22 protein-coding genes, 1 pseudogene, 1 riboswitch and 1 other annotated feature are annotated in these 22,814 nt (G+C 47.1%); of the genes and pseudogenes, 6 read left to right on the top strand and 17 right to left on the bottom strand.

Annotation, left to right across the window (positions count from 1 at the left end):
* The 4 genes and pseudogenes from DESLBE_RS26855 to DESLBE_RS01505 form a co-directional block, all read right to left on the bottom strand.
* Positions 1-565, bottom strand: a pseudogene (locus tag DESLBE_RS26855) (hypothetical protein); the annotation flags it as partial.
* A gap of 103 nt (positions 566-668) precedes the next feature.
* Positions 669-1,172 (bottom strand): metallophosphoesterase family protein, encoded by a 504-nt coding sequence (locus tag DESLBE_RS01515; protein ID WP_144674914.1) that lies wholly within the window; start codon positions 1,170-1,172, stop codon positions 669-671.
* The gene (locus tag DESLBE_RS01510) at positions 1,141-2,406 is read right to left on the bottom strand and encodes an MFS transporter (RefSeq protein ID WP_144674913.1); all 1,266 of its coding nucleotides are present in this window, start codon (positions 2,404-2,406) and stop codon (positions 1,141-1,143) included. Before DESLBE_RS01510 ends, DESLBE_RS01515 begins: the two co-directional genes overlap by 32 nt.
* A gap of 269 nt (positions 2,407-2,675) precedes the next feature.
* A complete protein-coding gene (locus DESLBE_RS01505) occupies positions 2,676-3,047 on the bottom strand; it encodes a hypothetical protein (RefSeq protein WP_015944344.1) in 372 nt (123 codons plus the stop codon).
* A gap of 129 nt (positions 3,048-3,176) precedes the next feature.
* On the opposite strand from DESLBE_RS01505, the gene DESLBE_RS01500 reads away from it, so the two are divergent.
* Positions 3,177-3,620: a DMT family transporter gene (locus tag DESLBE_RS01500; RefSeq protein WP_011459920.1), complete on the top strand. Its 444-nt coding sequence runs from the start codon at positions 3,177-3,179 to the stop codon at positions 3,618-3,620.
* 41 nt (positions 3,621-3,661) lie between these two features.
* Here DESLBE_RS01500 and DESLBE_RS01495 read toward each other — a convergent pair whose 3' ends face one another.
* Positions 3,662-4,216, bottom strand: coding sequence for a hypothetical protein (locus tag DESLBE_RS01495; RefSeq protein WP_005813067.1), 555 nt, complete (start codon positions 4,214-4,216; stop codon positions 3,662-3,664).
* Between the two features lie 151 nt (positions 4,217-4,367).
* On the opposite strand from DESLBE_RS01495, the gene uvrC reads away from it, so the two are divergent.
* Together uvrC and DESLBE_RS26435 are read left to right on the top strand one after the other, a co-directional pair.
* The gene (gene uvrC / locus DESLBE_RS01490; RefSeq protein ID WP_005813065.1) at positions 4,368-6,143 is read left to right on the top strand and encodes an excinuclease ABC subunit UvrC; all 1,776 of its coding nucleotides are present in this window, start codon (positions 4,368-4,370) and stop codon (positions 6,141-6,143) included.
* Complete coding sequence (locus DESLBE_RS26435) at positions 6,133-6,288, top strand: hypothetical protein (RefSeq protein WP_005813063.1); 156 nt, start codon at positions 6,133-6,135, stop codon at positions 6,286-6,288. The genes uvrC and DESLBE_RS26435 overlap by 11 nt, the downstream gene beginning before the upstream one ends.
* Positions 6,289-6,486: 198 nt before the next feature.
* On the opposite strand, the gene DESLBE_RS01485 is transcribed toward DESLBE_RS26435, so the two are convergent.
* From DESLBE_RS01485 to pepF, 8 genes are all read right to left on the bottom strand, one after another.
* Positions 6,487-7,311 carry a C40 family peptidase gene (locus DESLBE_RS01485; protein WP_015944347.1) on the bottom strand — a complete coding sequence of 275 codons (825 nt, stop codon included), beginning with the start codon at positions 7,309-7,311 and terminating at the stop codon, positions 6,487-6,489.
* Positions 7,312-7,314: 3 nt separating this feature from the next.
* Positions 7,315-7,451: riboswitch (cyclic di-AMP (ydaO/yuaA leader) on the bottom strand.
* A 914-nt stretch (positions 7,452-8,365) separates the two neighbouring features.
* Complete coding sequence (locus tag DESLBE_RS01480) at positions 8,366-8,608, bottom strand: hypothetical protein (RefSeq protein WP_015944348.1); 243 nt, start codon at positions 8,606-8,608, stop codon at positions 8,366-8,368.
* A 49-nt stretch (positions 8,609-8,657) separates the two neighbouring features.
* A complete protein-coding gene (locus DESLBE_RS01475) occupies positions 8,658-9,257 on the bottom strand; it encodes an HD domain-containing protein (protein ID WP_015944349.1) in 600 nt (199 codons plus the stop codon).
* Positions 9,217-9,870, bottom strand: coding sequence for a GNAT family N-acetyltransferase (locus DESLBE_RS01470; RefSeq protein ID WP_144674912.1), 654 nt, complete (start codon positions 9,868-9,870; stop codon positions 9,217-9,219). Before DESLBE_RS01470 ends, DESLBE_RS01475 begins: the two co-directional genes overlap by 41 nt.
* A 35-nt stretch (positions 9,871-9,905) precedes the next feature.
* The gene (locus DESLBE_RS01465) at positions 9,906-10,805 is read right to left on the bottom strand and encodes a sigma 54-interacting transcriptional regulator (protein WP_026183808.1); all 900 of its coding nucleotides are present in this window, start codon (positions 10,803-10,805) and stop codon (positions 9,906-9,908) included.
* 187 nt (positions 10,806-10,992) lie between these two features.
* The gene (locus tag DESLBE_RS01460) at positions 10,993-12,243 is read right to left on the bottom strand and encodes an adenosylhomocysteinase (RefSeq protein WP_070104989.1); all 1,251 of its coding nucleotides are present in this window, start codon (positions 12,241-12,243) and stop codon (positions 10,993-10,995) included.
* Between the two features lie 66 nt (positions 12,244-12,309).
* Positions 12,310-13,155: an Mrp/NBP35 family ATP-binding protein gene (locus DESLBE_RS01455; protein WP_011459925.1), complete on the bottom strand. Its 846-nt coding sequence runs from the start codon at positions 13,153-13,155 to the stop codon at positions 12,310-12,312.
* Positions 13,156-13,998: 843 nt separating this feature from the next.
* A complete protein-coding gene (gene pepF, locus DESLBE_RS01445) occupies positions 13,999-15,798 on the bottom strand; it encodes an oligoendopeptidase F (RefSeq protein ID WP_144674911.1) in 1,800 nt (599 codons plus the stop codon).
* A 303-nt stretch (positions 15,799-16,101) separates the two neighbouring features.
* Positions 16,102-16,338, top strand: a binding site (T-box leader).
* Between the two features lie 57 nt (positions 16,339-16,395).
* Here pepF and pheA point away from each other — a divergent pair.
* Positions 16,396-17,256: a prephenate dehydratase gene (pheA, locus tag DESLBE_RS01440; RefSeq protein WP_005813040.1), complete on the top strand. Its 861-nt coding sequence runs from the start codon at positions 16,396-16,398 to the stop codon at positions 17,254-17,256.
* Between the two features lie 5 nt (positions 17,257-17,261).
* On the opposite strand, the gene DESLBE_RS01435 is transcribed toward pheA, so the two are convergent.
* Positions 17,262-17,786, bottom strand: a complete 525-nt coding sequence (locus DESLBE_RS01435) for a DUF2179 domain-containing protein (RefSeq protein ID WP_026183806.1) — start codon at positions 17,784-17,786, stop codon at positions 17,262-17,264.
* 184 nt (positions 17,787-17,970) lie between these two features.
* A complete protein-coding gene (gene thrC / locus DESLBE_RS01430) occupies positions 17,971-19,455 on the bottom strand; it encodes a threonine synthase (RefSeq protein ID WP_144674910.1) in 1,485 nt (494 codons plus the stop codon).
* Between the two features lie 166 nt (positions 19,456-19,621).
* Between thrC and DESLBE_RS01425 the strand changes: the two genes are divergently transcribed.
* On the top strand, positions 19,622-21,010 hold the full coding sequence (locus DESLBE_RS01425) for a nucleoside kinase (protein WP_015944354.1): 1,389 nt from the start codon (positions 19,622-19,624) through the stop codon (positions 21,008-21,010).
* A gap of 6 nt (positions 21,011-21,016) precedes the next feature.
* Here DESLBE_RS01425 and DESLBE_RS01420 read toward each other — a convergent pair whose 3' ends face one another.
* Positions 21,017-21,328: a GIY-YIG nuclease family protein gene (locus DESLBE_RS01420; protein ID WP_051085472.1), complete on the bottom strand. Its 312-nt coding sequence runs from the start codon at positions 21,326-21,328 to the stop codon at positions 21,017-21,019.
* Positions 21,329-21,335: 7 nt separating this feature from the next.
* The gene (locus DESLBE_RS01415; RefSeq protein ID WP_144674909.1) at positions 21,336-22,091 is read right to left on the bottom strand and encodes a fumarylacetoacetate hydrolase family protein; all 756 of its coding nucleotides are present in this window, start codon (positions 22,089-22,091) and stop codon (positions 21,336-21,338) included.
* Positions 22,092-22,187: 96 nt separating this feature from the next.
* Between DESLBE_RS01415 and nth the strand changes: the two genes are divergently transcribed.
* Positions 22,188-22,814, top strand: a complete 627-nt coding sequence (gene nth, locus DESLBE_RS01410) for an endonuclease III (protein WP_144674908.1) — start codon at positions 22,188-22,190, stop codon at positions 22,812-22,814.

Genomic DNA, 22,814 nt, shown 5'->3' with positions numbered 1-22,814 from the left:
TGGGCACCGGCGCACCCTTCCCGTCGCTGGGCACCGGCGCACCCTTGCCATCACTGGGTACCGGCGTACCCTTTCCATCACTGGGTACCGGTACACCCTTCCCGTCGCTGGGTACCGGTACACCCTTCCCGTCGCTGGGTACCGGCGTGCCCTTCCCATCGCTGGGCACCGGCGTGCCCTTCCCGTCGCTGGGTACCGGCGTGCCCTTCCCATCACTGAGGATTTGCCGTAACAAATTCGATAGTGAATTCTCTTTGTTTTGTCCAAACTCAATATACAAACGCTCTATTCCTTGAGGATCTAATAAAGCGGCTTTATCTCCAATAGTGCTTTTATCCCGTGCAAGTACAATACCACTTGCATCGATCCTTTGTACTGTTGCCAAAAACTTCTCTCCAGGCTGAGCAGAGGTCTCCAGCAAAGCCGGGATAACCTGTCCTCCGATGCGAATCTGGGCTTTTCCGCTGGGATCTCTATGGATTACTTCGATAAGAAATCTCTGACCAGGTTGAATACCTTGATTTTTCAGTGGTAGATTGATTGACCCTAGACCTTGCAGTTCCACGAATTATCCCACTCCCCAATGAATTACTCTTTCCCGACGTTGAATTTCATTACCCCCTAGGTATTATATCGGAAACTTGCAGGCATTGGCTTAGCCCATCATTTCATCTGACTGAAGAATAAATATGCTGGGCTTTGATAATTTTTCCCTCAATCCAAATCATCCCCATAGAATACTGAGGCTGCCTTCTTTTATCTGTGGGCGAACCAGGATTAAACAAGAGGATCTCTCCTTGCTTTTCCTGGTAAGGAATATGACTGTGTCCAAAAATTATCAGATCCACTTTATCCTGATCAAAGGTCCGCAAAGCCCTCTCGGGAGTCGAACGCCCCGGCCCATAAGCGCCATGGGTCACTCCGAACCTAATCTCTCCACAGGTGATGATCTTGTGATGGGGTAAGTGTGCTAACTCCCATCCATCACAATTACCCTGAACTGCTTCCAAGGGAGCGATCTGCCCCAAGTCGCTCAGGAGGCTTGGATAGCCCACATCTCCGGCGTGAATAATGAGGTCGGCGACCTCACATTGTTCCCATACCCACTTCGGCAAGGCCTGACCACCCCTTAAATGGGTATCAGACAAAACTGCTATTCTCATGACCTTCATCCTTTCGATAACGCCTTAGCCAAAAAACTATCCCACCCATAAACAGTAAGGTAATGGTTCCACTGATGATAAAGGTAATCCTCGCTCCCCATAAATCGGATAATGTCCCGGCGTAAAGGCTTCCTATGGGAATCATACCTCCAAAAACCAGATTATAAACACTCATGACTCTTCCCCGATATTGACTGTCCACTGTAATCTGGATCAATGAATTGGCTGAAGCTGAAAAAACAATCATGGACCAACCGAGAAAAGCTAAGAAAAAGGCACTAAAAAAATAGGTGTTCTGCAATCCTACAACCACATTAAACATTCCCAATCCAAAAGCTCCCACCAAAAGCAAACGAGGTTGTGGTCCTTCCGCACTTCTGATCGCCACGGTTAAAGCGCCGATCAGAGCGCCCAATCCCAAAGCGCTCATCAGAAGCCCATAGCCCAGGGCCTCTGCCTGCAAATCAATTTTGGCCAGAACAGGGACCAGTACATTAAAATTCATGGCGATAGTGCTCAAAAAACCCATCATCATCATGACGATCAGAATGGAGGGAGTTTTTCTTATATAGCTTAAACCATTGAGGATATCTTTCCTCAAGGTTTCTTTTTTAGGAGTGAGCTTTTCCTGATGAGGAATGGCAGGAGCAAAAATTAAAATTGCCAGAACACCAATAAAGCTCAAGCCATTAATCAAGAAACACCACATGGGTCCCCAGATTCCCATAATCACTCCGGCTATGGCAGGGCCAACTAAACGGGCACCATTAAAGATCGCCGAATTGAGGGCGATGGCATTGGCTAAATGCTCTCTTCCTACCAATTCAATAATAAAGGATTGGCGGGTGGGGACATCTACAGTGTTGGTCACACCCAGAATGAAGGCCATCACTAGAAGCATCCAATAGCGAAGGGAATCCGAACCTACTAAAAAAGCTAAGGCAAAGGCTAGGATCATCATCACAGTCTGGGTGGCAATCAATACTTTGCGTTTCGGCAAGTGATCGATCCAAGCTCCGGCTTGCAGAGAGAACAGCATGGTCGGTACAAACTGCATAGCGGCCACCAACCCGAGCAAAAACGGCGAATTTGTCAACTGCAGGACCAACCAGGCCTGGCCGATATTTTGGGTCCATGTCCCAATAAGCGAAATAATCTGTCCACCCCAAAACCACCGAAACGGGGAATGACTGAGTGCTGGAAAAGCCCGGTATAAAGAATTATTCTTATGTAAGCTTGCCATGTCGAACCTCGGTTATCCTTAATTATATTTCAATCAAATAAAAGCATCGCCACAGATGCCCAAGGAGCCTTTTCAGAAAAGATATCTTTAACAAAAATTATAACATAATTTAAGGTGATACAGAAAACAATAACATTTAACTAACAAGGAGAACCCGACTTCGCCGTACTTTAAACCCTTGCTTGCAAATGAGGCGAAGCCGCTGGTTGTACTTATACTTGCTGACAGTGAGAAAAAGGCGTAGCTTTTGGCCCGCCTTGGAGGGAAATCTAGTGATAATATCTGCCTATGGACTGTTGTTTTTTAATCGCTTTACGCACTTCATTGGCGACCTTCCAGGTTTCTTGATATTGGGGAGTGATTAAGCTTAATTTTCCCGTATGTTTATCGATCAGGATATCGACTCCGGGCTTTCTTCCCTCTGTCGCTTCACCGGGATGCAAAATATCAATCCCTATTTTGTTTTCATCATATTCCGGAGGGATTAAATAGTTAAGCACCTCTTCAGTGGCATCGATCAGCTCTATTACTTGTTCTTGAGGATATCCCTCTCTAAGTAAAATATCCCTTACTTGAGAAAGAGGGTGATCGAGAGTAAGCAGCATCTGGGCCCGTTGTACCAAATTATAGTCGATTTCCACGACGCCACCTCTTTTCATTTTTCTTTACAATTTCATTTTCCCCTTCAGATCAGTTTGAAATACGAACTACTTCTTGTCGAACTTGGTGAAGATGACCATTTCCATCAAAATTTAATTTTGGAGGTTTGCATGAACAAATTTTTATCGCTACCGGCCGTTATCGCCGCTATTTCCGGCATTACAATGGCCATTCAAGGCACTTTGAATTCTCAACTTTATCAAAAAACTTCGATTTTAGCCGCCACTTTGGTTGTACATATCATTGGAACCGTGATTGCACTGATTGCCGTAATGGTCGCCAGAGTCCCCCTCTTAGAGTATAATTGGTTATCTATTCCCTGGTATCTTTATCTTGGCGGAGTTCTTAGTGTAGTGATTGTCGGCTTGGTCGCCCTAAGCATTCCCAAGATTGGCGTATGCAATGCGACCACAGCGATCATCATCGGCCAGGTAGGAGCCGCACTCATCATCGATCATCTGGGGCTTTTCGGCGCCGAACGTCTCGCCTGGAATCCTTGGCAACTCCTTGGGTTATTGTTCTTTGCCGCCGGCGCAAAGCTCCTCTTTAGTTAAGCCACCCTTTAAATAATCCACCCTATGGCGTCGCCAGGCTCTCATCCTGCTTTCGCCCGTGTCTCAATAGCTGCCATATTGGTAACGATCTGGTAGATTTCATTGGTTACGGTAAACTTCCGGATCTGACCGTTGGCAGCTAAAATGAGCGTATTTTTTCCTTCTCCTGTTTGATCACGTTCAATTAAGCGCAAAAGAAAAGCATACCCCTCGCTGGTCACAGAAAACTGTTTAAAATCTCCATCTGCCACAAAAAGCACCCAATAGCCGGTGGCGACCTCATTGCCGAGATAAAGGGATGTGGGCGAAGAACCATAGGTATTCCCCGCCGAATAGAGATAGTTGGAGGTTGTATTCGTGTAAGGATCTATGGAATAGGGATCATCCGCAACATATCCGTCATAACCGGGATCATAGGTTCCGACGGTTGTATCCGCCAATTTGCTCACGGGATCGGTAAGGCGTGAATAAACATCACTGAAAAAATTGGGAAAAAGAATAAACGCTCCTACGCCAATAATGAGTACCCAAAAGGCCAAAGCCTGTATATCCTGCCATAGTTCATTCCGCGGAGGCCGCCCCCAAGAATTCGGCATATGTACCCCTCCTTTTCTTATCCATGACCTTATCACTACTAATTATACGAACGAACAAGGTCCGATATGTTTGTCCCCGAGGGGGATGGGTCATTAAAGTTAGCTTGCATTACCGGCCATCTCCGACTAGAATAATACCGAGGTGTTCAATATGGAGATACTTCGGGAAAAACTTAGCTTACTGCCGGATAAACCGGGTGTCTATCTGATGAAAGATGCATCCGGCCAAATTATCTATGTAGGAAAAGCGAAGGTTCTCAAAAACAGAGTCCGCTCCTACTTTACGGGATCCCATAATGGCAAAACCCAGCTGATGATCAGCCTGATTGCGGATTTTGAAACGATAATTACCGATTCCGAGGTAGAGGCATTACTCCTAGAGTGCAATCTGATTAAAAAACATAACCCCAAATATAATATTTTATTGCGGGATGATAAAACTTATCCTTTTATAACCATTACCGATGAAGCACATCCGCGGATTCTCGTAACACGACAAGTCAAAAAAGGGGCGGGAAAATACTATGGTCCCTACCCTAATGCTACAGCGGCTAAAGAAGCGGCCCGACTGCTCAACCGCCTCTTCCCTTTTCGCAAATGCCGGCAGATCCCCAACAAACCCTGTCTCTATTACCATCTTGGGCAATGCTTAGGCCCCTGTCAGGTAGACGTCCCCAAAGAAGCCTATGACAAAATCCGTAAAGAAGCGGCCGCTTTCCTTAAAGGAGACCAGGGAGCCATTCTTAAAGCCCTGGAGAAAAAAATGAAAGAGGCCTCGGAAAATCTGGAATTCGAAAGAGCCAAAGAATACCGGGACCTGATGGAGGATCTCAAAAAAGTTGGGGAAAAGCAGAACATCACCTTAAACGACTTCGTCGATCGGGATGTGGTGGGCTATGCCTATACTCAAGATCAACTTTGTATTCAGATCTTTTATTTGCGCCAGGGCAAACTGCTCTCCCGGGATAATTTCATTTTCCCTTATTACGAGGAACCGGAAGAAGCTTTTGTCTCTTTTCTGGCTCAGTTCTACACAGAGAGTTCTGCTCTTCCTCAAGAAATCCTCCTCCCTCCCCTGGATATCAGTGTGTTAACAAAGCTCTTCCCCATGGTCGTGCCGCAAAAAGGTCAAAAGCGGGATCTGGTGCAAATGGCCATGGAAAATGCTCAAACCACTTTACACGAACAGATTTCCATCGAAATACGGAACTTGACGGAATGCACCCAAGCTTTGGCGGAAATCGGCAACGCCTTAGGCATCCCTTCCCTCCGTACCATCGAGTCCTTTGATATTTCCAATATTGCCGGTACCCATAGTGTAGCAGGAATGATTCAGTTTCTTGATGGCAAACCTAATCGTAGTCAGTATCGCAAATTCAAGATTCAACCCATGCCGAATATGGATGATACGGCCTCCATGCACCAGGTGATTGAGCGCCGTTATGCCCGACTCCAGCAAGAAAACCTGCCGCTCCCGGATCTGATCCTGGTGGATGGAGGCAAGGGACAGATCCATGCCGCCCTGGCTGCTCTCCACAGCTTAAACGCTGCGATTCCTGTTGCCGGCATGGTCAAAAACGACAAGCACCAGACTTCGGCGTTAATCGACGCTATGGACCGCATTCACTCCTTGGATCGCCGTTCCGCCGGTTTTCGCTTGCTGGAACGGATTCAAAACGAGGTCCATCGCTTCGCTATTACCTTTCATAGACAGCAAAGGGCTAAAAGCATGACCCTTTCTGAATTGGACGGCATAGCAGGGGTCGGTCCCAAGCGCAGACAACAGCTCCTTAAGTTTTTTAAATCCATAGATAGTATCCGCCAGGCCACCCTTGAGGAACTGCAGCAATCCGGCCTTCCTGCCCCGGCAGCTGCGGCGGTCTATCAACATTTCAACTCTCATAAGGAGGAAAACCATGATTCTTAATTACCGTGTTGAACTCTGCCGCCAATGCTATTATAAGCGGATGAAACAATGTGCCAAGACGGACCTCTATATCCACAACCGGACATTGGCGGAGCCCGGCGGGGAATGCAAGAGCTATCTGCCGGTGCCCTGGCTGCCTTATTGACGATTAAAGCCAAATTACCAACCGGTTGGTAATTTGCTTCCGATCCGAAAAGATGGTCATAGCCTAATTTAGCAGACGGAAACAGAGCTGGGAGAGCTAAAAAGGAGTATCACTCACTGCTTTAAAAAAGCAATGAGGCGATACTCCTTCAGTATATTCCCCATTATGTTCCTTTGTCCCTATTGACAAGCCTATGAATTAGAAAACTCTCCTGGCCCCAAGGTAACGACCAGCATAATAACTGTCCGATAAGCCGGTGATCTTAATACCGCTTCTGGCGGCATGAATAAAGTTCTCTTCTCCTATATAGATTCCCACGTGGGACGCTCCGCTATCGTAAGTGGCGAAGAAGACCAAATCACCGATCTGAAGCTCGTCTTTGCTGACTGCTGTTCCTATTCCATATTGGGCATATGAGGTTCGGGGCAAGTCAATTCCTGAACCTTTAAATACATATTGAGTAAAACCGGAGCAATCAAAGCCATTCGTAGTCGTCCCGCCAAACACATAGGGGGTACCGATCAGCTTTTGGGCATTGTCGCTGATTTCTTCGACTTTGGAACTACCGCCACGGGAGATCTCCTGAACAGGAGCAGCCGCAGCTTGTCGCAAAGCCCGCTCTTGGGAAAGCTTTTCGATGTCCATCGCTGCCATCGTTTCTTCAGGGGTAGACACGATATCTTCCTGAGCCTCTTCTGTAAATTGCTGTGATTCCCTCTGACTATCCGTATCGGCAGCTACAGATACCGAAGCGTAAGCTAAGGCCATTGCTGCTGCTTCAGGTTGCCGGATCACATCCTTTTTTTCTGCTTGAACCTCAGGGGAGAGTACCGTATCGGCAACAGTTTGAGTTTGAGCCTGCTGAGTCTGAAACAATGAAGCGTTCCTTAAGAGAATAGATTCGGAGCTTGTCACAGGTACTGCGGCACTTCCAGGCCCATAGATGCCCGGGAGGCTGCTTACCAATAAGGTGCCGGATAACACCACACTGGCCACCCATCCCCTTTTAGAGGAAGAGTCCATGAATTTTCCACCTTTCGTCGCTTACGAGGTTAGTTGACGGATTCGGGCAAAAAGGTGCAAGCCCTACGCATGACTGCGATTCACCCCAAAAGATTATCCCCCGTTCCAGACACACGGTCCGGATTCAGCCCACATTTCTTATGCATTGTAGTATTCGCGAAAAATGCCTTTAATCCTTCACACAATTAATTATAAAAGTGATATATTTTGGAAATTTATTCTATTAATATCAGACTATTCACTCATTGGCTTTCTGTGCCTAAAGAAAGTAAGATAAAAGTAAAAACACCTCTCTCACGAGAGGTGCTGCTCTTTGAACCTTAGGACACCAACGAATAAATATTGCGCCATAGGTCAAGTAGGTTTTCCCACTGAGCTCCTGCAGTTTCCTGACAGGCGGTTTCCCTTTTCCCTCAGCCCAGAATGTCACCATTTCCAGCACTTGATCGCCACTAAGAACGCACTTTAATCCTCGTTGGTTTTCGCTCTAGAAGTTTTCCTTCACGCTCCGTGACGGTCTAGCCTCTTTTGCAGAAAAGAATTTCAGGCAAACTTAAGCTCATCGGCCAATGAACTTAAAGTTCCTTCAGCCCTCCCAACTTCTCCACCTCAAGGCAGGCTACACTGCACTAAGTTCCTTCCTAATGCAGGTTCATACCCCAAGCCGTAACCAAAAGCAGCCACGAACTTAGGCCTCCACGGAAGAGGGTATCGCCCGCATGCCATTGCAGATCCCCCTCATCCTTAACTCCCAGCAGCAACCCTCGACTGGGCGTCGAAAGCCACCACCAGGAACTTCATCGGTATGCCCTTAGCGGATTCTTAGGCCCGCCTTCGACAGTCATTTTACGCACTAGAATAGCGCACCCTAGTTCAAAGAAGATTACATCGCTTATTGTACACCGAAACGAACAATTTTTAAAACGACCTTTGCCTATTCATATTCTCGATTGCCTTTGATAATGAATGAAAAAAAGCAACAAATTCAAAAAAGAGAGCTTTGCGCTCTCTTTTTGGCTTATTAAAACAATACCGGCAAAATCAATGGTGTTTATCAAACTGATTTGGCTTCAGATGCGGGTTTTCCGTCAGAAAAGATTTTTCGCAGCATCACTTCGATACTTCCGGGCAAATCCCGTGCCGCTTGTTGAATCTGAACAGACCGCCAGTGGATTTCCTCCAATAAAACCTGAGTTCGCGGTGCGGAAATATAGGCTTGAGGCTGTTCCGGAGCAAACAAGCCTTTAGCTGCCATAAGTAAAATGAAGATGATTAAAATACGTCCCAACCAGCGCAATGGATATACTTCCTTTCCTCAAAAAAGATATATCCATAGTTTAACCAGCTTAGCCTTTTTTAAGCCTCATTTTCTCCAACTCAGACCAAAAATTCTCAGAATACAAAAAGAGCGGTTCAAAAAGCGCCCGTGCGGTTTGGGTGTGGATATGCTCATGGTAGTGACGAATCCTTTCACGGTAAAAGGATTCACAGGAATCCGGCCCAAAAAAAGGTTTTCCTTCTTTCCCCAACCAGACAAAAAGCCTGGCAATCCCCATAGGACCTACAAAATCCAATTTATCGGCATCATAAAGAATCTTTGCTTCCAACGTTTCCGGTTCATAGCCTTCCCGTGAGTGGGAAAGGACAGCTGCTTTAACAGCTTCAATAGTGTCTTCCGGGTATCCGCATTTATGCAGGATGCCACCGGCCAAGGCCGCACCGCTCTCAGCATGGGTTTTCGATAGGGTTCCGGAGCGGCCAATATCATGAAGAATAGCTGCCAGCTCCACAATCAATAGATCGGCACCCTCCTGTATCCCAATCTGCTTGCCCCATGCTCTGACCCGGAGAGCATGTTCCAGATCATGAGCCTGATCTTTACGGCCATAAATTCCCTGCACAGCGTTAATTACCTGGCTTAGAGGGTCTTGATTCGTTTCCGGCAAGGCAATCCCTCCGATCGGAATTTGCGAACAAAATCTTTTCAAAATGATCGATACTGCTTTGGGAAAGGTTTTTACCATAGCGTACCGTAAGCATATTGGCCGGATGGGAACATATCTCCTCATCATCCGTCTCCCTTATGTGCAAACCTGCGCTTGACATAAGACGATCCATCACTTCACGGTACTCCCAAACCCGCAGCCCCGTCCTTTCCAAGTCCCAGTGCCAATAATACTCTGTAGCTATGACGACATGATTCTCCATAGCTGGATCAGAAAAAGCGACTTGCAGCAGTTTTTTCCCCACCCCAAGTCCCCGGACTTTTGGGGAAACCTCGATGGCCCCTAATTCCAAAAGCTCCGGAGGGCCTTTAGCCCACCGCTCAAAACAATCCGGGGGATGAAAGGTCACATAGCCCATAATATCATTCTCGATTCGGGCAATAATGATGCGGCCATCAGGAATTTCACTGATTTCAATCAAGGCTTCTTTTTGGCGCTTCGGAGGGCGGAATGCCCTCAAATCATCGTCAAAACTCAATTGACTTAAGCTCTCTGCCGTAACCGGCCCTTCAACAATAAGCTCCCCCTTGTGGGTCGGAAAGGTCTGTTTCACCCTGTATCCTCCTTACGCAACCTTGGTATGGTTGGTTATGGATTAAGATTATACCGCTTAAGCTTATTGTACAGTGTTGCTAAGGAAATGTTAAGAGCTCTTGCCGCTCTTTTCTTGCCTTCCAGTGTAAATCCATAGCGCTCCAAAGCACTTCGTAAAAGGATTTCCTCCATTCGCTCCAAAGGCATTACCCCGTGGCTGAAGCCATCTTCTTTGGATATTCCCAAATTGTCGCTAAGATGACGCTGGGAGATATGGGATTCGTTGGACAGGTGCATGGCTCTGTTGATAATTTGCTTTAGTTCATCCACATTCCCCGGCCACCGATAAGCTAAAAGAATTTCTTCTGCTTGTGGAGTCAGCCCCTGGATAGACTTTCTTAATTTCAAATTAAATACTCCGATATAATGCCGGACTAGGGGAAGGATATCTTCTTTTCTTTGCCGTAGGGGGGGAACAGCAATCTCCCATTGACTGGCATAATCATAGAGATCGGGATCAAAGGCCTTTTCCATTCTCATTAAATGAATATTTTGGGATGAACTCAGAAATGCTCTGATTTTTCTCTTTTCTATTTTTTCAAGAGCTTTATAGAGCTGATTCTGTTTGCCAAGGCTGAGGGTTGCCACTTCACGAAAATAGATACTGCCTCCCTCATAACGGTCCAGTTGCTTGCACTCAAAACCGGGAGCAAGTAGTTCGTGAATCATGTCCTCGTCCTTAATGCAATCCACCACAAGCAAGGGCTGCCGGGAGTGTTTACTCTCTTTATGCAGAAAGCCGGCTAAAAGTAGTTTACCCGTGCTGACCTCACCCTGAAACATAACCGGGGCATTTTCTTTAGCAGCTTTTCGACATCCCTCAACGGCCTGTCGCAGCCCTTTGCTCTCTCCGATGATATCCTGACTCAAGGAACGAACGAGAAACATCGGCATATCTATCCCCCCTACAATCACCCAAGACTTATCTGATGCTAATACAATGTATTGTTTCTATTGTATACTATAACAGAATAGAACAAAAGCTATTTTTCACTCTTTTACAATGTTTTTAAACAACAAAAAGGTCCTCATGACTGTTGTCATCAGGACCTGAATATTGAATTGTTTTAAAAGGCTCTTCTTAACTATGCTGCCAACTGGCGAGGTAGCTTTTTTGTTCCTCAGACAATTGATCGATGCTTAAACCTAAGGTTTTTAATTTTAACTCGGCCACTCGCATATCCATTTCCGTGGGGACGGAGTAAACTTTAGGCTCCAGGGGGGTTTTTACTGTAGCAAGATAATGCAAGGCCAAGGCTTGCAAAGCAAAGGTCATGTCCATAACTTCGGCGGGATGACCGTCTCCTGCCGCCAAATTGACTAAGCGTCCTTCTGCCAGGAGGTAGATCTTCCGCCCATCCTGAAGCAGATATTCTTCAATATTGCGGCGAACCTCACGACAACTTTGGGCCATGGCCGCCAACTGGACTTTATTGACCTCCACATCGAAGTGACCGGCATTGGCGAGGATTGCTCCATCCTTCATGACTTGGAAGTGCTCACCTGAGATAACATTCTTATTTCCCGTTACTGTGACGAAGAAATCGCCTAAGGGAGCGGCAGCCAACATGGGCATCACTTCGAAGCCATCCATCCAAGCTTCATTGGCTTTAATCGGATTGACTTCACAGATAATCACCCGGGCACCTAAGCCTTTGGCCCGTAAAGCCACACCTTTACCACACCAGCCATAGCCCACTACGCAAACCGTCTTGCCGGCCACCACCAGATTCGTGGTGCGCATGATCCCATCCCAGACCGATTGGCCTGTGCCATAGCGATTGTCAAAAAGGTATTTCATCTCGGCATCATTGACCGCCATCATGGGGAAGGCCAATTCACCGTTTTTCTCCATGGCGCGCAGTCTGAGGATGCCTGTCGTGGTCTCTTCAGCACCTCCCAGGACCTTAGGCAACAGCTCCCGGCGCTCCTTGTGCAGGGTGGATACCAAATCTCCCCCATCATCAATAATATAATCCGGCTCAAAATCCAAAGCCTTGTGCAGATGCTGATGGTACTCTTCATCGGTAGCACCATACCAGGCATGGGCATGGACACCGCCGGCTACCAAAGCAGCCACCACATCATCCTGGGTGGATAAAGGGTTGCTGGCCGCCACAGTAACTTCAGCTCCGCCCGCTTGAACCACTTTCGCCAGATAAGCTGTCTTGGCTTCTAAATGCAGGCAAATGGTCACTTTCTTGCCTTGAAAAGGCTGGGTTTTCTCAAACTCTTCTCTTAAGGTGTTGAGAACCGGCATATGGGCCTGCACCCAATCGATTTTTAATTGTCCTTGCGGTGCCAATCCGATGTCCCGAATCGTTGATTCCATATTATCCTGGCTAAGCCAGGTCACCCCCTCTTTCAATTTTAATTTTACCTTTTCTTTTTTCTGCTTTTACTTTTGCTTTTCCTGTATAACTTCAGCCAAATTCTTGGCAATTTGCGTAAAGCCAGCGGATTCATAATCCTCTATCTTGCCTAGATCCGACATGGTGGCCAAGACCGGATCAATGGGTAATTGACCAAGATAGGGAATCTCATTTTGAGCAGCTTCTGCTTCCCCATGGGGTTTTCCGAAAATCTCAATCCGCTCCTCACACTGAGGGCAGGCAACATAGGCCATATTTTCCACCAAGCCATATATCGTTGCATCGTATTTCTTGACCATATTGATGGCCTTGCGAACAATCATCCCCGCCAGCTGCTGAGGGCTGGTTACGATGACCACACCGGATACGGGCAAGGATTGCATGACAGTAATGGGGACATCTCCCGTTCCTGGCGGCAAATCGATGAGCAGATAATCCAGCTCTCCCCAAACGACATCTGTCCAGAACTGCTGTACCAGCTGGGTAATGATGGAACCACGCCAGATCACCGGATCGTCTTCGTTAGGAATCATGAGATTGAGGGACATCACTTTAATTCTATGAGAGGTTTCACCAGGAATAACCCCTACCTCATTCATATTGGCCTTATCCCTCAGTCCGAAAATTCTCGGAATGCTGGGTCCGGTTATATCCGCGTCTAAAATACCCACTTTAAAGCCTTGGCGCATTAAACTCACCGCCAGCATGGAGGTAACGGAGGATTTCCCCACGCCCCCTTTGCCGCTCATGACCGCGATGACATTTTTGATATTGCTGGCTTGTTGGGCTTTGGTTTTCTCCGGTTGTGTAGAAGGGCAGCTTCCCGTAGTACAGGAACTTGCCGATGGGCAGGAGCCGCAGGCGTCACTCATGATCTTTTCTTCCTTTCTTTCTGAGAATCAGCGTGTAAGGCTGAGTTCTTTTATAGCATAGATTTTGGGGCGGGTGTTTGTGCTTATGGGGCGGCATCGGCAGAGGTATAAAAGCGGTGCTTGTTTGTCTGATCTGTCCGATTTGTCCGGGTCGCCCGGGTCGCGTAGCTTTACGCACAACGCTCACTCCATAGCTCCAGGGCTGGTCAACTCGCTTTCTTAACAGCTACGCCAAACCTCAGGGTAATACCTGATGTGAACCGTGGCTGCGCTACGTTAAGAAAGCCTCGTTGACCTGACCGCCCCTCCGCTAAATCCGTTTCGCTTTTGTGCGCAAAGCTACTGCTTGCGGGGACTTTTAGCTTTCCCTTGGAGTCCGGAGGTTTGGGAAGCCCGAGGCCTGACGTTCTTTGCAAGGCACTTCCGGGGATCATCTCATCCCTTCTTCAGAGCCTTGCTTGATCGCCGACCCTGCCGCTATAGCGGCGTCGGTAAAGACGGAAAAGGCAGCTAGAGAAGGGCCACTTACTCCGCATTTCCTACAACACTCTGCTCACCAGACCCGAAAAACGGCCCAAGGATTTTGATTTACACAAGGGAAGCGAATTTAAGCGAGCGGAAACAAAACTTCGCAAAAAGCACGCTGCGGAGAAAGGTTGGAAACAGGACGTTTCCAACCCGCCATTGAGCAGGAGCGATTTGGCGGGGCACCTTTCGGAGCGGGGGGCTTTTCGCGTTAGTTTTGTCCGCGCAGCTTATGGAGCGACCAGTGTAAATCAAAATCCTGGAGAATTCCGGATGACTCCGGAGAATCCTCGAGAACCCCTACCTTGGAGGCTCAGCTTAAAGCAACCCCTCCAACCGATCCAATAGGCTCGTAAAGACCTGCAGCGCCTCCCTTACCGGCACCGGCGTCTCCATATCCACACCGGCTTCACGCAGCAATTCAATCGGATAGTCGGAGCTGCCGCTGGATAGGAATCTAAGGTAACGCTCCACTGCCGGTTCCCCTTCGTCGAGAATTTTCCTCGCTAAAGCTGTGGCTGCCGAGAACCCTGTAGCGTATTTGTAAACGTAGAAAGCATTGTAAAAATGAGGGATTCTGGCCCATTCAATAGCAATTTGCGGGTCCATCACCACATCCGGTCCGTAGTAGTCCTCATTGAGCTTAAGATAAGTGCTGGATAACAATTCCGCAGTGAGGGCCTCCCCTTGTTCCACCAGAGCATGGGTTTTCTTTTCAAATTCCGCAAACATGGTCTGACGGAAAACAGTGCCCCTGAACTGCTCCAGATAATGATTCAGCAAATAGGCCAATAATTTGGGATCTTCCGTGGTTTTGAGCAAGTGGTCCATCACCAAAGCTTCATTGAGGGTAGAAGCCACTTCAGCCACAAAGATCTTGTAACCGGCATAGATATGAGGCTGAGTGCGGTTGGAAAAATAGGTATGGAGGGAATGCCCCATCTCATGAGCAATCGTAAACATCGAATCTAAAGTATCCTGATGATTGAGCAGCACATAAGGATGGGAACGGTAGGTCCCCCAGGAATAGGCACCGCTGGTTTTGCCCTGGTTTTCATAGACATCAATCCAGTGGGAAGTGACTCCTTCTTCCAAAACCTTGCCATAGTCGGAGCCTAAAGGTTTAAGCCCCTCCCGGCACATCGCCACGGCTTCCTGATAAGGAATCGTCATCTTGACCTCTGAGACAATGGGAACATAAATATCATACATATGTAGTTCGTCCAGCCCCAAGGCCTTCTTTCTCAGCTTGACATAACGATGCATTTCCGGTAAAAACTCACGGACGGTATCGATCAAGGCATCATAGACTCCTAAAGGAACTTTATCATCATGTAAGGAAGCCTCAATAGCCGAAGGGTAACGCCTGGCCCTGGCAAAAAAAACATCCCCTTTAATATTGGAGTTCAGGATGGCTGCCCAGGTATTAATTTGTTTTTGGTAGGTGCCATAAAGGGTTTCAAAAGCCTCTTGCCGCACCCTTCGGTTTTCGCTTTCCATGAACTGAATATAGTTTCCTTTGGTGAGCTCTACTTCCTCATCCTGCTCATTCTTAATACTGGGAAATTTAAGATCGGCATTATTGGCCATGCCAAAAATGGTGCTGGGACCTTCAGCTATCTCGCCCATTTCAGCCAATAACTTTTCCTCTTGAGAGCTTAGTACATGTTCACGTTTACGCAAAATATCTTCTAAGGCGTGGTCATAAAGGGCCATTTTTTCATTCGCTTGGCGAAATTCCTGGAGCCTTCCTTCCGGCAAAGCGAGAATTTCCGGAACTACAAAAGCTAAAGCACTCCCCACCCGGACAGAAAGAGCACCGGCCCGATCCGTCAAAGCCTGATAATGAGCATTCCGGTTGTCTTCATCCCGGCGCATCCGTGCATAGGTGTAGATTTCACCTACACTTTGCCCCACTTCATCCATCCAGTCAAAGCAGGTTAACAAAGCCTCGGCACTATCCCCCAAATGCCCCTGGAATGATTCAGCTCGTTCCAAAAGCTTTTCGGCTTTAAGAAATTCCTCTTCCCAAGCTTGATCACTGGGGAAAATATCCTCAAGATGCCATTTATATTGCTCAGGGATTTCTGAACGTGTTTTTAGTTTAGCTTGTTCCATAAGCATTCCCTCCTTATTGACTTACCCTAATGCTTATTATACACAGGATGGGGAAAATTTAGCAAAATTAATGCCCTATAAAAAGTGAAACAGGCAGCGTACGTTCCACTGCCTGTTTCTGCCACCTCGTCCACCTTATCTCCCAGGAAGGTTCCCCAACCTTCCAAACATTATTTTAACTTGCTTGTAAGGTTTCTGCAAGTTTAAAGTGTACAAATATCTAAAAATCAAGAATTTACTAAGTTTTGCTTTTCAATTGCACCAGTTCTTGATATAATTGTTAAAATCGAATTTCCAAATCAACGAACAACGATGAAAGAGAGCATCTGTTAGCCCAGACCTTCAGGGAACTAAAGTCGGAGACTGAAAGCTTTAGTGGTTGCTGGTAACAGAGATTCACTCTGGAGTTGCATTCCTGAACTCAAAGTAGGGAATGCCGGCCGCTTCCGTTAAGAGCCTTGATTCATTCCAGGATCATGTGAGTGGCTGTTGTACATACAGCAAAAAGGGTGGTACCGCGTGACTTAACTCGTCCCTTATTTGGGGGTGAGGTAAGTCTTTTTTTATTTACAATGAGAGCAAGACGAGGAGGATAAGATGATGAACATTGGCTATTTAGGACCGAAAGGCAGCTTTTCTGAAGAAGCGCTTCAACTCTTTTTAACGACTCAATCCGATTTATTGGAACCGCCGCTGAACCTTATTCCCTTTACGACGATTCCCAAACTATTAATAGCCTGCCAAAACCTGGAGATCGAAGGGGCCTTTGTCCCTCTGGAAAATTCCACCGAAGGCCAGGTGGGAGTAACCATGGATATGTTGGGCCAGACGGAAAGTCTGTATATTATGAGAGAATTTATATTCCCCGTGGATCAATGCCTGATCACCGCTCAGCCCCTTCATTTAGCGCAAATAAAACAGGTCTATTCCCATGAGCAGGCCTTGGGGCAGTGCCGTGATTTTCTGGAAACTCATCTGGCTCAGGCAGAACAACACTCTTCTCCCAGCACTGCTGAAGCAGTTACGAAAATAGCCCAGAATCCCGATCAGCCTTGGGCTGCTATCGGACCCCGGCGTGCCGCCGAAATCTATAATTTACACTGTAAATCGGAAAAAATTCAGGACTCCATGCTCAATGCCACCCGTTTTATTTTCGTAGGGCATCATCTTGCCGAAATGAATGAAGAGGATAAAACATCCCTTTTAATCATTACCGGAGATACCCCCGGCGCCTTAGCCCATGCCCTTCAGGAATTTGCCCTGCGCAATATTAACTTAAGCCGCATTGAATCCCGCCCTTCCAAGAAAAAGCTGGGAGAGTATGTGTTCTTTGTGGATATTGATGGGTATGTCTTCTCCCCATCGATCCAGGAGGCTTTATGGGCACTCAAAGACAAAGGAGTCAGCACTAAACTACTAGGCTCCTATCCTAAGGCAAAGCTTTCGGCCAAGGAATAGCCCGGTTAATGCAGAACCTTCTTCGCCCAGAATCCCCCGCGGAAATTCTTCGGTTCCTCAAAAATGACAAAGGCATTTGAGCACAGGCTGTCGATCCTGTTTAACAGCTCTTTCTGGCGGTTGCGCTTGGCCAACACCATCATGACCATACGCGGCCCGGTTTTTCCTTCCCCCAGCCAGCTCGTCACCCCAAAGCCGGCGTCCCTCAGTTCCCCTGCCAGCCCCTGATATTCGCATTCCACGATGACCTGTGCCATAATATAGCCGAGAGCCAACCGTTCTTCGATTCGGCTGCCGAGATAGACCCCCACGCCATAACCACAGCAATAAGCCGCAATATTCCAATAGCTGTCAAGGTTGTCCAGGATAATGGAAAGTCCCATGATATAGATGAAGACTTCCAGCACAGACAACAGCGAAGCATAGACCCGCATACCTTTAATCATTAAAATAAAGCGGATGGTCGTTAAGGTCACATAAGTTATATTAATAGCAATGATGATTAAAACAAACTGTAGAATTGAACCCATGCTATCACCACTTTCTCCCTTGTCAAGATTTTTCTCCTCTGCCAAATCTCATTGTTCGGCATGAACAGGTTATCTCCTTTTTTCTGAAAACTTTTTCTTCATAGAGAAAGTAAAAAGGGCTTATCTGGTGATAAACCCCGAAAATGCCAACAAGCAGTCGGATGTATCCTATCTGTGCAATAGCCTATCTATTGGGTATATAAACCTTCTGGATGAGTTCCGGAATCTCCTCAGGTTGTACCGGCTCCAAACCGAAAGTCTCTTTATCCTCTAACCCCTGGAGACCTTTGGGTATGCTCCAGCCGGTAATCTCCCTCAGCTTCCGCAAATTCGCCGATTCATCATCTTCTAAGGCATCTGCATCAATGCCCTCTAAGACGGTTTTGGCAAATTTAAAGGGACTGGCTGTTGAGGCGATCATGGTAAAGGTGTTGTCTCCTGATTCCCGAAGATAATCTTGATATACTTTCACCGCTACGGCTGTATGGGGATCCAGAACATAGGCATGCTCTTTATATACGGATTGTATGACCGCCAGCACATCCGCCTCACCGGCCCATCCGGCAATGACTGCTTTCCTGGCCTTGGCTAAAGTATCCGAATCCACAGTAAATTCGCCAAGGGCCTGCAGGTCGTCATACCACTTTCCTACCTTTGACCCATCCCTCCCGGAAACTTCGTAAAGGAAGCGCTCAAAATTACTGGATATTAAAATATCCATCGAAGGAGAAGAGGTCACGAAAAAAGGACGCTTGCGGTTATACACTCCTTGGCTGAAGAAATCTGTCAGCACATTATTCTCATTGGAGGCACAAATGAGTTGATGAATAGGCAATCCCATTTCCTTGGCATAATAAGCGGCAAGAATGTTGCCGAAGTTCCCTGTGGGTACCACCACATTCATTTTTTCTCCGGGACGAATTCGTTGCGATTCCACCCCTTGTAAATAAGCCCAATAGTAATAGATGATTTGCGGCAAAAGCCTTCCCCAGTTAATAGAGTTTGCCGAAGAAAAGGCAATGCCCTGTTCTTTAAATTTTTCTCTTAAGTCAGGATTGCCAAAAATCTCTTTCACAGCGGACTGACACTGATCGAAATTACCGACGACGGGAACTACTTTAGTGTTGACCCCATCAGTTGTGGTCATTTGCTGCTCCTGAACAGTGCTCACTCCATGTTCAGGATAAAAGACCATGATCTCTGTACCCTCAACATTTTTAAATCCCTCCAGGGCGGCCTTTCCCGTATCTCCTGACGTAGCGACCAAAATCAGCACCTTGTCGGTGTGAGTGAGAACCTGCATGCTTTCTCCCAAAAGATGGGGCAAAGCCTGCAAGGCCATATCTTTGAAGGCGGCAGTAGGACCATGCCATAGCTCCAGTATTCCCATATCTCCCACATTCACCAGGGGAGCCGGATTATCCGAATCGAAAACTCCATCCGTGTATATTTTTGAAGTCTCAACACATTTCTCCTCCGGAAAATCGGGTAGATAGCGTTTAAAAATCAATTGGGCCAGTTCTGGATAGGAAATGCCGCGAACTTCCTCCCAGTGGATTTGCGGAAGTTCTTTCGGAACAAATAACCCCCCTACCGGAACCATGCCCAAGGCAATCGCTTCTTTTCCAGTTTGATCAGGGAAATTCCCTCTCGTGCTTTCGTACAACATGCATTCACTCCCCAAGACATTATCCGAATTGTATTCGCCAGAGATGGATATTTTTCCTTCTCCAGTATACCATATCTTTTTAAAATCATTCTCAAAAGTAACAGGAAGGAAGGATTCCTCTGTAGAATTAACCTTAAGACAGACTCTAAAGAAAAGAGGTGCCCCAATGAGCGTCATGGAAACGACCCATCGTCAATATCGTCAGACCCTTATTTTTGGCTTGATTAGGATTGTGGAGGAGCTTTTTCCTCAGGAGGAAATAAAGATTCAATACTCCATTTTGGATGGTATTTATTGCGAGTTAGAGAACTCACCTCTTTCGCCTCGGGAAGTAGCGCAAATCGAGGAAAAACTCCATCACTGGTTGGAGTCTAAGCCGAAGATCATGTCCTGTGCGGAAGAAGATGGCTTCTTTCACACGAAGGTCAATCATATCTTCGTCAAGTCTCTTTATCCCGCTATGCATCCGGCAGATACCTATTATCCTTTTACCCTCATCTTCTATCATCCCGGCTTTATTTTGCTCTTTTCCAATCCTGAGCATCCCTGCGAGCTGCCCAATTTTGTACCACCGGAAAAATTAGCCGCTACTTTCCTGGAGTCCCAGCGTTGGGTGGAAAACCTCCATTTGGATAAGGTGGGTTCTATTAACCTTAATATCCGGAAAGGCAAGACCACAGAATTAATCTCTTTAGCCGAAGCCTTGCATGAGAAAAAAATTTCCTTAATCGCTGATCGCATTCTCGAACAGCGAAGGAACCTCCGCATTATTCTCATTTCCGGTCCCTCTTCCTCCGGGAAAACCACCTTTGCCCAACGTCTGTCCACACAGCTTCAGGTTAATGGCATCCGCCCTATTGCTTTGTCGTTGGATAATTATTTCTGCGATCGGGAACACACGCCTCTTGATGAGTATGGACAATATGACTTTGAAGCTCTCGAGGCTCTCGATCTCCCCTTGCTGAACCAGCATGTCAAGGCCTTAATCCATGGCGAGGAGATTGAGTGCCCTATTTTCGATTTTGTGGCAGGCCGTCGTCAACCCGAGGGTATACGCATGAAATTAGAGCCTGATGAAATATTGGTCATGGAGGGTATTCATGCCCTCAACCCCCGGCTTTTGCCTTCCCTGGAGCGCTCCCATCTCTTCAAAATCTATATCAGCGCTCTTTTTCAACCCAATATCGATACTCATAATCGTATCTCCACAACGGATGTACGCCTGATTCGCCGCCTGGTTCGTGATGACAAATATCGTGGCATCAACCCGGAAAAAACCCTCAATCAATGGTCCAGCGTGCGGCGGGGGGAAAACAACAATATATTTCCCTATCAAGAGGAAGCAGACGTTATGTTCAATTCCAGCCTGCTCTATGAATTAAACGCTCTTAAGGCTTATGCTGAACCGCTTTTAATCAGCATTCCTAAAGATCATCCCTATTACGCCACCGCCTCCCATCTCTTAAGAGTGCTTTACCACTTTGAAATCCTGGATATAGCCAAAGTCCCCTTTAATTCTATCTTGCGGGAGTTTATTGGCGGCGGGATCTACTAAAGCGGTTCAATCGCTTTTATCCCCGATCTTTATGACGAAGTCATAGCCCTTCTCTTTAGCCAGGCGCAGAAGGTCTTGGGGGTCGTCGATTAAGTATTCCTTTTCCTTGCGTGTTAACTTTTTTATAAAAGCTTCCAGCCGCAGAGCCTGGCTCCGGTTCTCCACAATCCAGGCCTGTCTTAGGAGTGCAGGCAGCCGCCCCCGGGTGTATTTCGCCCCGCTGCCTTGATTATGTTCTTGAATTCGGCGTTCCAGCCTTGGCGTCGATCCGGTATAGAGTGTATTATCGGCACAGTGAAGAATATAAACCCAGTACATGGCGTTCCTAACGGACAAGGTTGTGCAGCCGGCCAATGCCTTCGATTTCAACGGCAATTCCATCACCGGTTTTCATGGGCCCTACCCCTTCGGGAGTCCCAGTCATGATCAAGTCCCCAGGGTTTAAGGTCATAATCTGGGAAATATAGCTTACCAATTTAGGAACAGAATGAATTAAATGGCTGGTTTGGGAAGACTGTTTTACCTCCCCATTCAACACTGAACGAATCTTCACATTTCTATAGTCCAGGTCTCTGACGATCCAGGGCCCAATGGGGCAAAAGGTATCAAAACCCTTACTGCGGGTCCATTGCCCATCTTTCTTTTGCAGATCCCTGGCTGTGACATCATTGCCGCAGGTGAAGCCGAAAATATAGTCTTCAGCCTGATCTTCAGCAAGGTCCTTAGCTGTTTTACCTATAACTACCACAAGCTCTGCCTCATAATCAACCTGCTGACTCATCGCCGGCAGGATAATCTCATCCTCCGGCCCCACTAAGGAAGTGACGGGCTTCAGAAAGATGACAGGGTCATCATGAAAATCATGGCCCAGTTCTTCAATATGTTTGGCATAATTCAAGCCAATACACACGATCTTGGTCGGCTCAACAGGCGCCAGCAAGCGAACCTGATCTGCCTGAAGTATCCGACCTGTTTTTTTGCAGCCTGCTTCCAAATAAGAGCGGTCAAAAAGAGCAATGAATTCCCCTTGAAGCTGACCAAAGCAAATTCTATCCTCATATGAAAATCTAATGTACTGCATCCCACTGTTTCCTTTCTTCACGATCTAATCTTGATCGCAAACTATCTTTTGATCACAAACAATCTCTTGATCATCAACTATCTATAGGAGGCTAACATGAGCAACGTAAACTCCATTCTCAGCATCTTAGCGGCGACTTATCCCGAGGCCCATTGTGAACTCAATTTCTCCACCCCGTTTGAGCTGCTGATTGCCACGATGCTGAGCGCTCAGGCTACGGATAAAAAAGTAAATCAAGTTACGGAAAGACTGTTCAGGGATTACAAAACTCCTGAACAGTTCTTAACCCTGTCTTTAGAGGAAATGGAAAAGGCCATCAAAGAACTGGGGCTCTATCATAATAAAGCCAAAAATATTTTAGCCACTTGCCGAATCCTGGTTGAGAGCTATGGGGGAGAAGTCCCCGGCTCCATGGAGGCTCTGACCCAGCTTCCCGGTGTGGGAAGAAAAACAGCCAATGTGGTACTCAGCAATGCTTTTCATATCCCCGCCATGGCCGTAGACACTCACGTTTTACGAGTCTCCAACCGGTTGGGGCTGGCCTCAGGGACCAATCCTGATCTGATCGAGAAGCAGTTGAGAGACACTATTCCCCGTTCCCAATGGATTCAAGCCCATCATTGGCTCATTTGGCACGGACGAAGAATCTGTGCTGCCCGCAATCCCAAATGTCCGGATTGTCCCTTGTCACCACTATGCCCCAGCAGATTACTTCCGGCATGA

Origin of the sequence: Desulfitobacterium sp. LBE (assembly GCF_007830365.1) — a bacterium.
Lineage (GTDB): Bacteria > Bacillota > Desulfitobacteriia > Desulfitobacteriales > Desulfitobacteriaceae > Desulfitobacterium > Desulfitobacterium hafniense.
This window is presented reverse-complemented; position numbering and strand designations above follow the sequence as displayed.

Excerpts from the sequence above, each read along its gene's own strand:
- DESLBE_RS01515 (WP_144674914.1), bottom strand. The coding sequence starts at position 1,172 with ATGAAGGTCATGAGAATAGCAGTTTTGTCTGATACCCATTTAAGGGGT.
- DESLBE_RS01510 (WP_144674913.1), bottom strand. The coding sequence starts at position 2,406 with ATGGCAAGCTTACATAAGAATAATTCTTTATACCGGGCTTTTCCAGCA.
- DESLBE_RS01500 (WP_011459920.1), top strand. The coding sequence starts at position 3,177 with ATGAACAAATTTTTATCGCTACCGGCCGTTATCGCCGCTATTTCCGGC.
- DESLBE_RS01495 (WP_005813067.1), bottom strand. The coding sequence starts at position 4,216 with ATGCCGAATTCTTGGGGGCGGCCTCCGCGGAATGAACTATGGCAGGAT.
- uvrC (WP_005813065.1), top strand. The coding sequence starts at position 4,368 with ATGGAGATACTTCGGGAAAAACTTAGCTTACTGCCGGATAAACCGGGT.
- DESLBE_RS26435 (WP_005813063.1), top strand. The coding sequence starts at position 6,133 with ATGATTCTTAATTACCGTGTTGAACTCTGCCGCCAATGCTATTATAAG.
- DESLBE_RS01485 (WP_015944347.1), bottom strand. The coding sequence starts at position 7,311 with ATGGACTCTTCCTCTAAAAGGGGATGGGTGGCCAGTGTGGTGTTATCC.
- DESLBE_RS01465 (WP_026183808.1), bottom strand. The coding sequence starts at position 10,805 with ATGCCGATGTTTCTCGTTCGTTCCTTGAGTCAGGATATCATCGGAGAG.
- DESLBE_RS01460 (WP_070104989.1), bottom strand. The coding sequence starts at position 12,243 with ATGGAATCAACGATTCGGGACATCGGATTGGCACCGCAAGGACAATTA.
- DESLBE_RS01455 (WP_011459925.1), bottom strand. The coding sequence starts at position 13,155 with ATGAGTGACGCCTGCGGCTCCTGCCCATCGGCAAGTTCCTGTACTACG.
- pepF (WP_144674911.1), bottom strand. The coding sequence starts at position 15,798 with ATGGAACAAGCTAAACTAAAAACACGTTCAGAAATCCCTGAGCAATAT.
- pheA (WP_005813040.1), top strand. The coding sequence starts at position 16,396 with ATGATGAACATTGGCTATTTAGGACCGAAAGGCAGCTTTTCTGAAGAA.
- DESLBE_RS01435 (WP_026183806.1), bottom strand. The coding sequence starts at position 17,786 with ATGGGTTCAATTCTACAGTTTGTTTTAATCATCATTGCTATTAATATA.
- thrC (WP_144674910.1), bottom strand. The coding sequence starts at position 19,455 with ATGTTGTACGAAAGCACGAGAGGGAATTTCCCTGATCAAACTGGAAAA.
- DESLBE_RS01425 (WP_015944354.1), top strand. The coding sequence starts at position 19,622 with ATGAGCGTCATGGAAACGACCCATCGTCAATATCGTCAGACCCTTATT.
- DESLBE_RS01420 (WP_051085472.1), bottom strand. The coding sequence starts at position 21,328 with ATGTACTGGGTTTATATTCTTCACTGTGCCGATAATACACTCTATACC.
- DESLBE_RS01415 (WP_144674909.1), bottom strand. The coding sequence starts at position 22,091 with ATGCAGTACATTAGATTTTCATATGAGGATAGAATTTGCTTTGGTCAG.
- nth (WP_144674908.1), top strand. The coding sequence starts at position 22,188 with ATGAGCAACGTAAACTCCATTCTCAGCATCTTAGCGGCGACTTATCCC.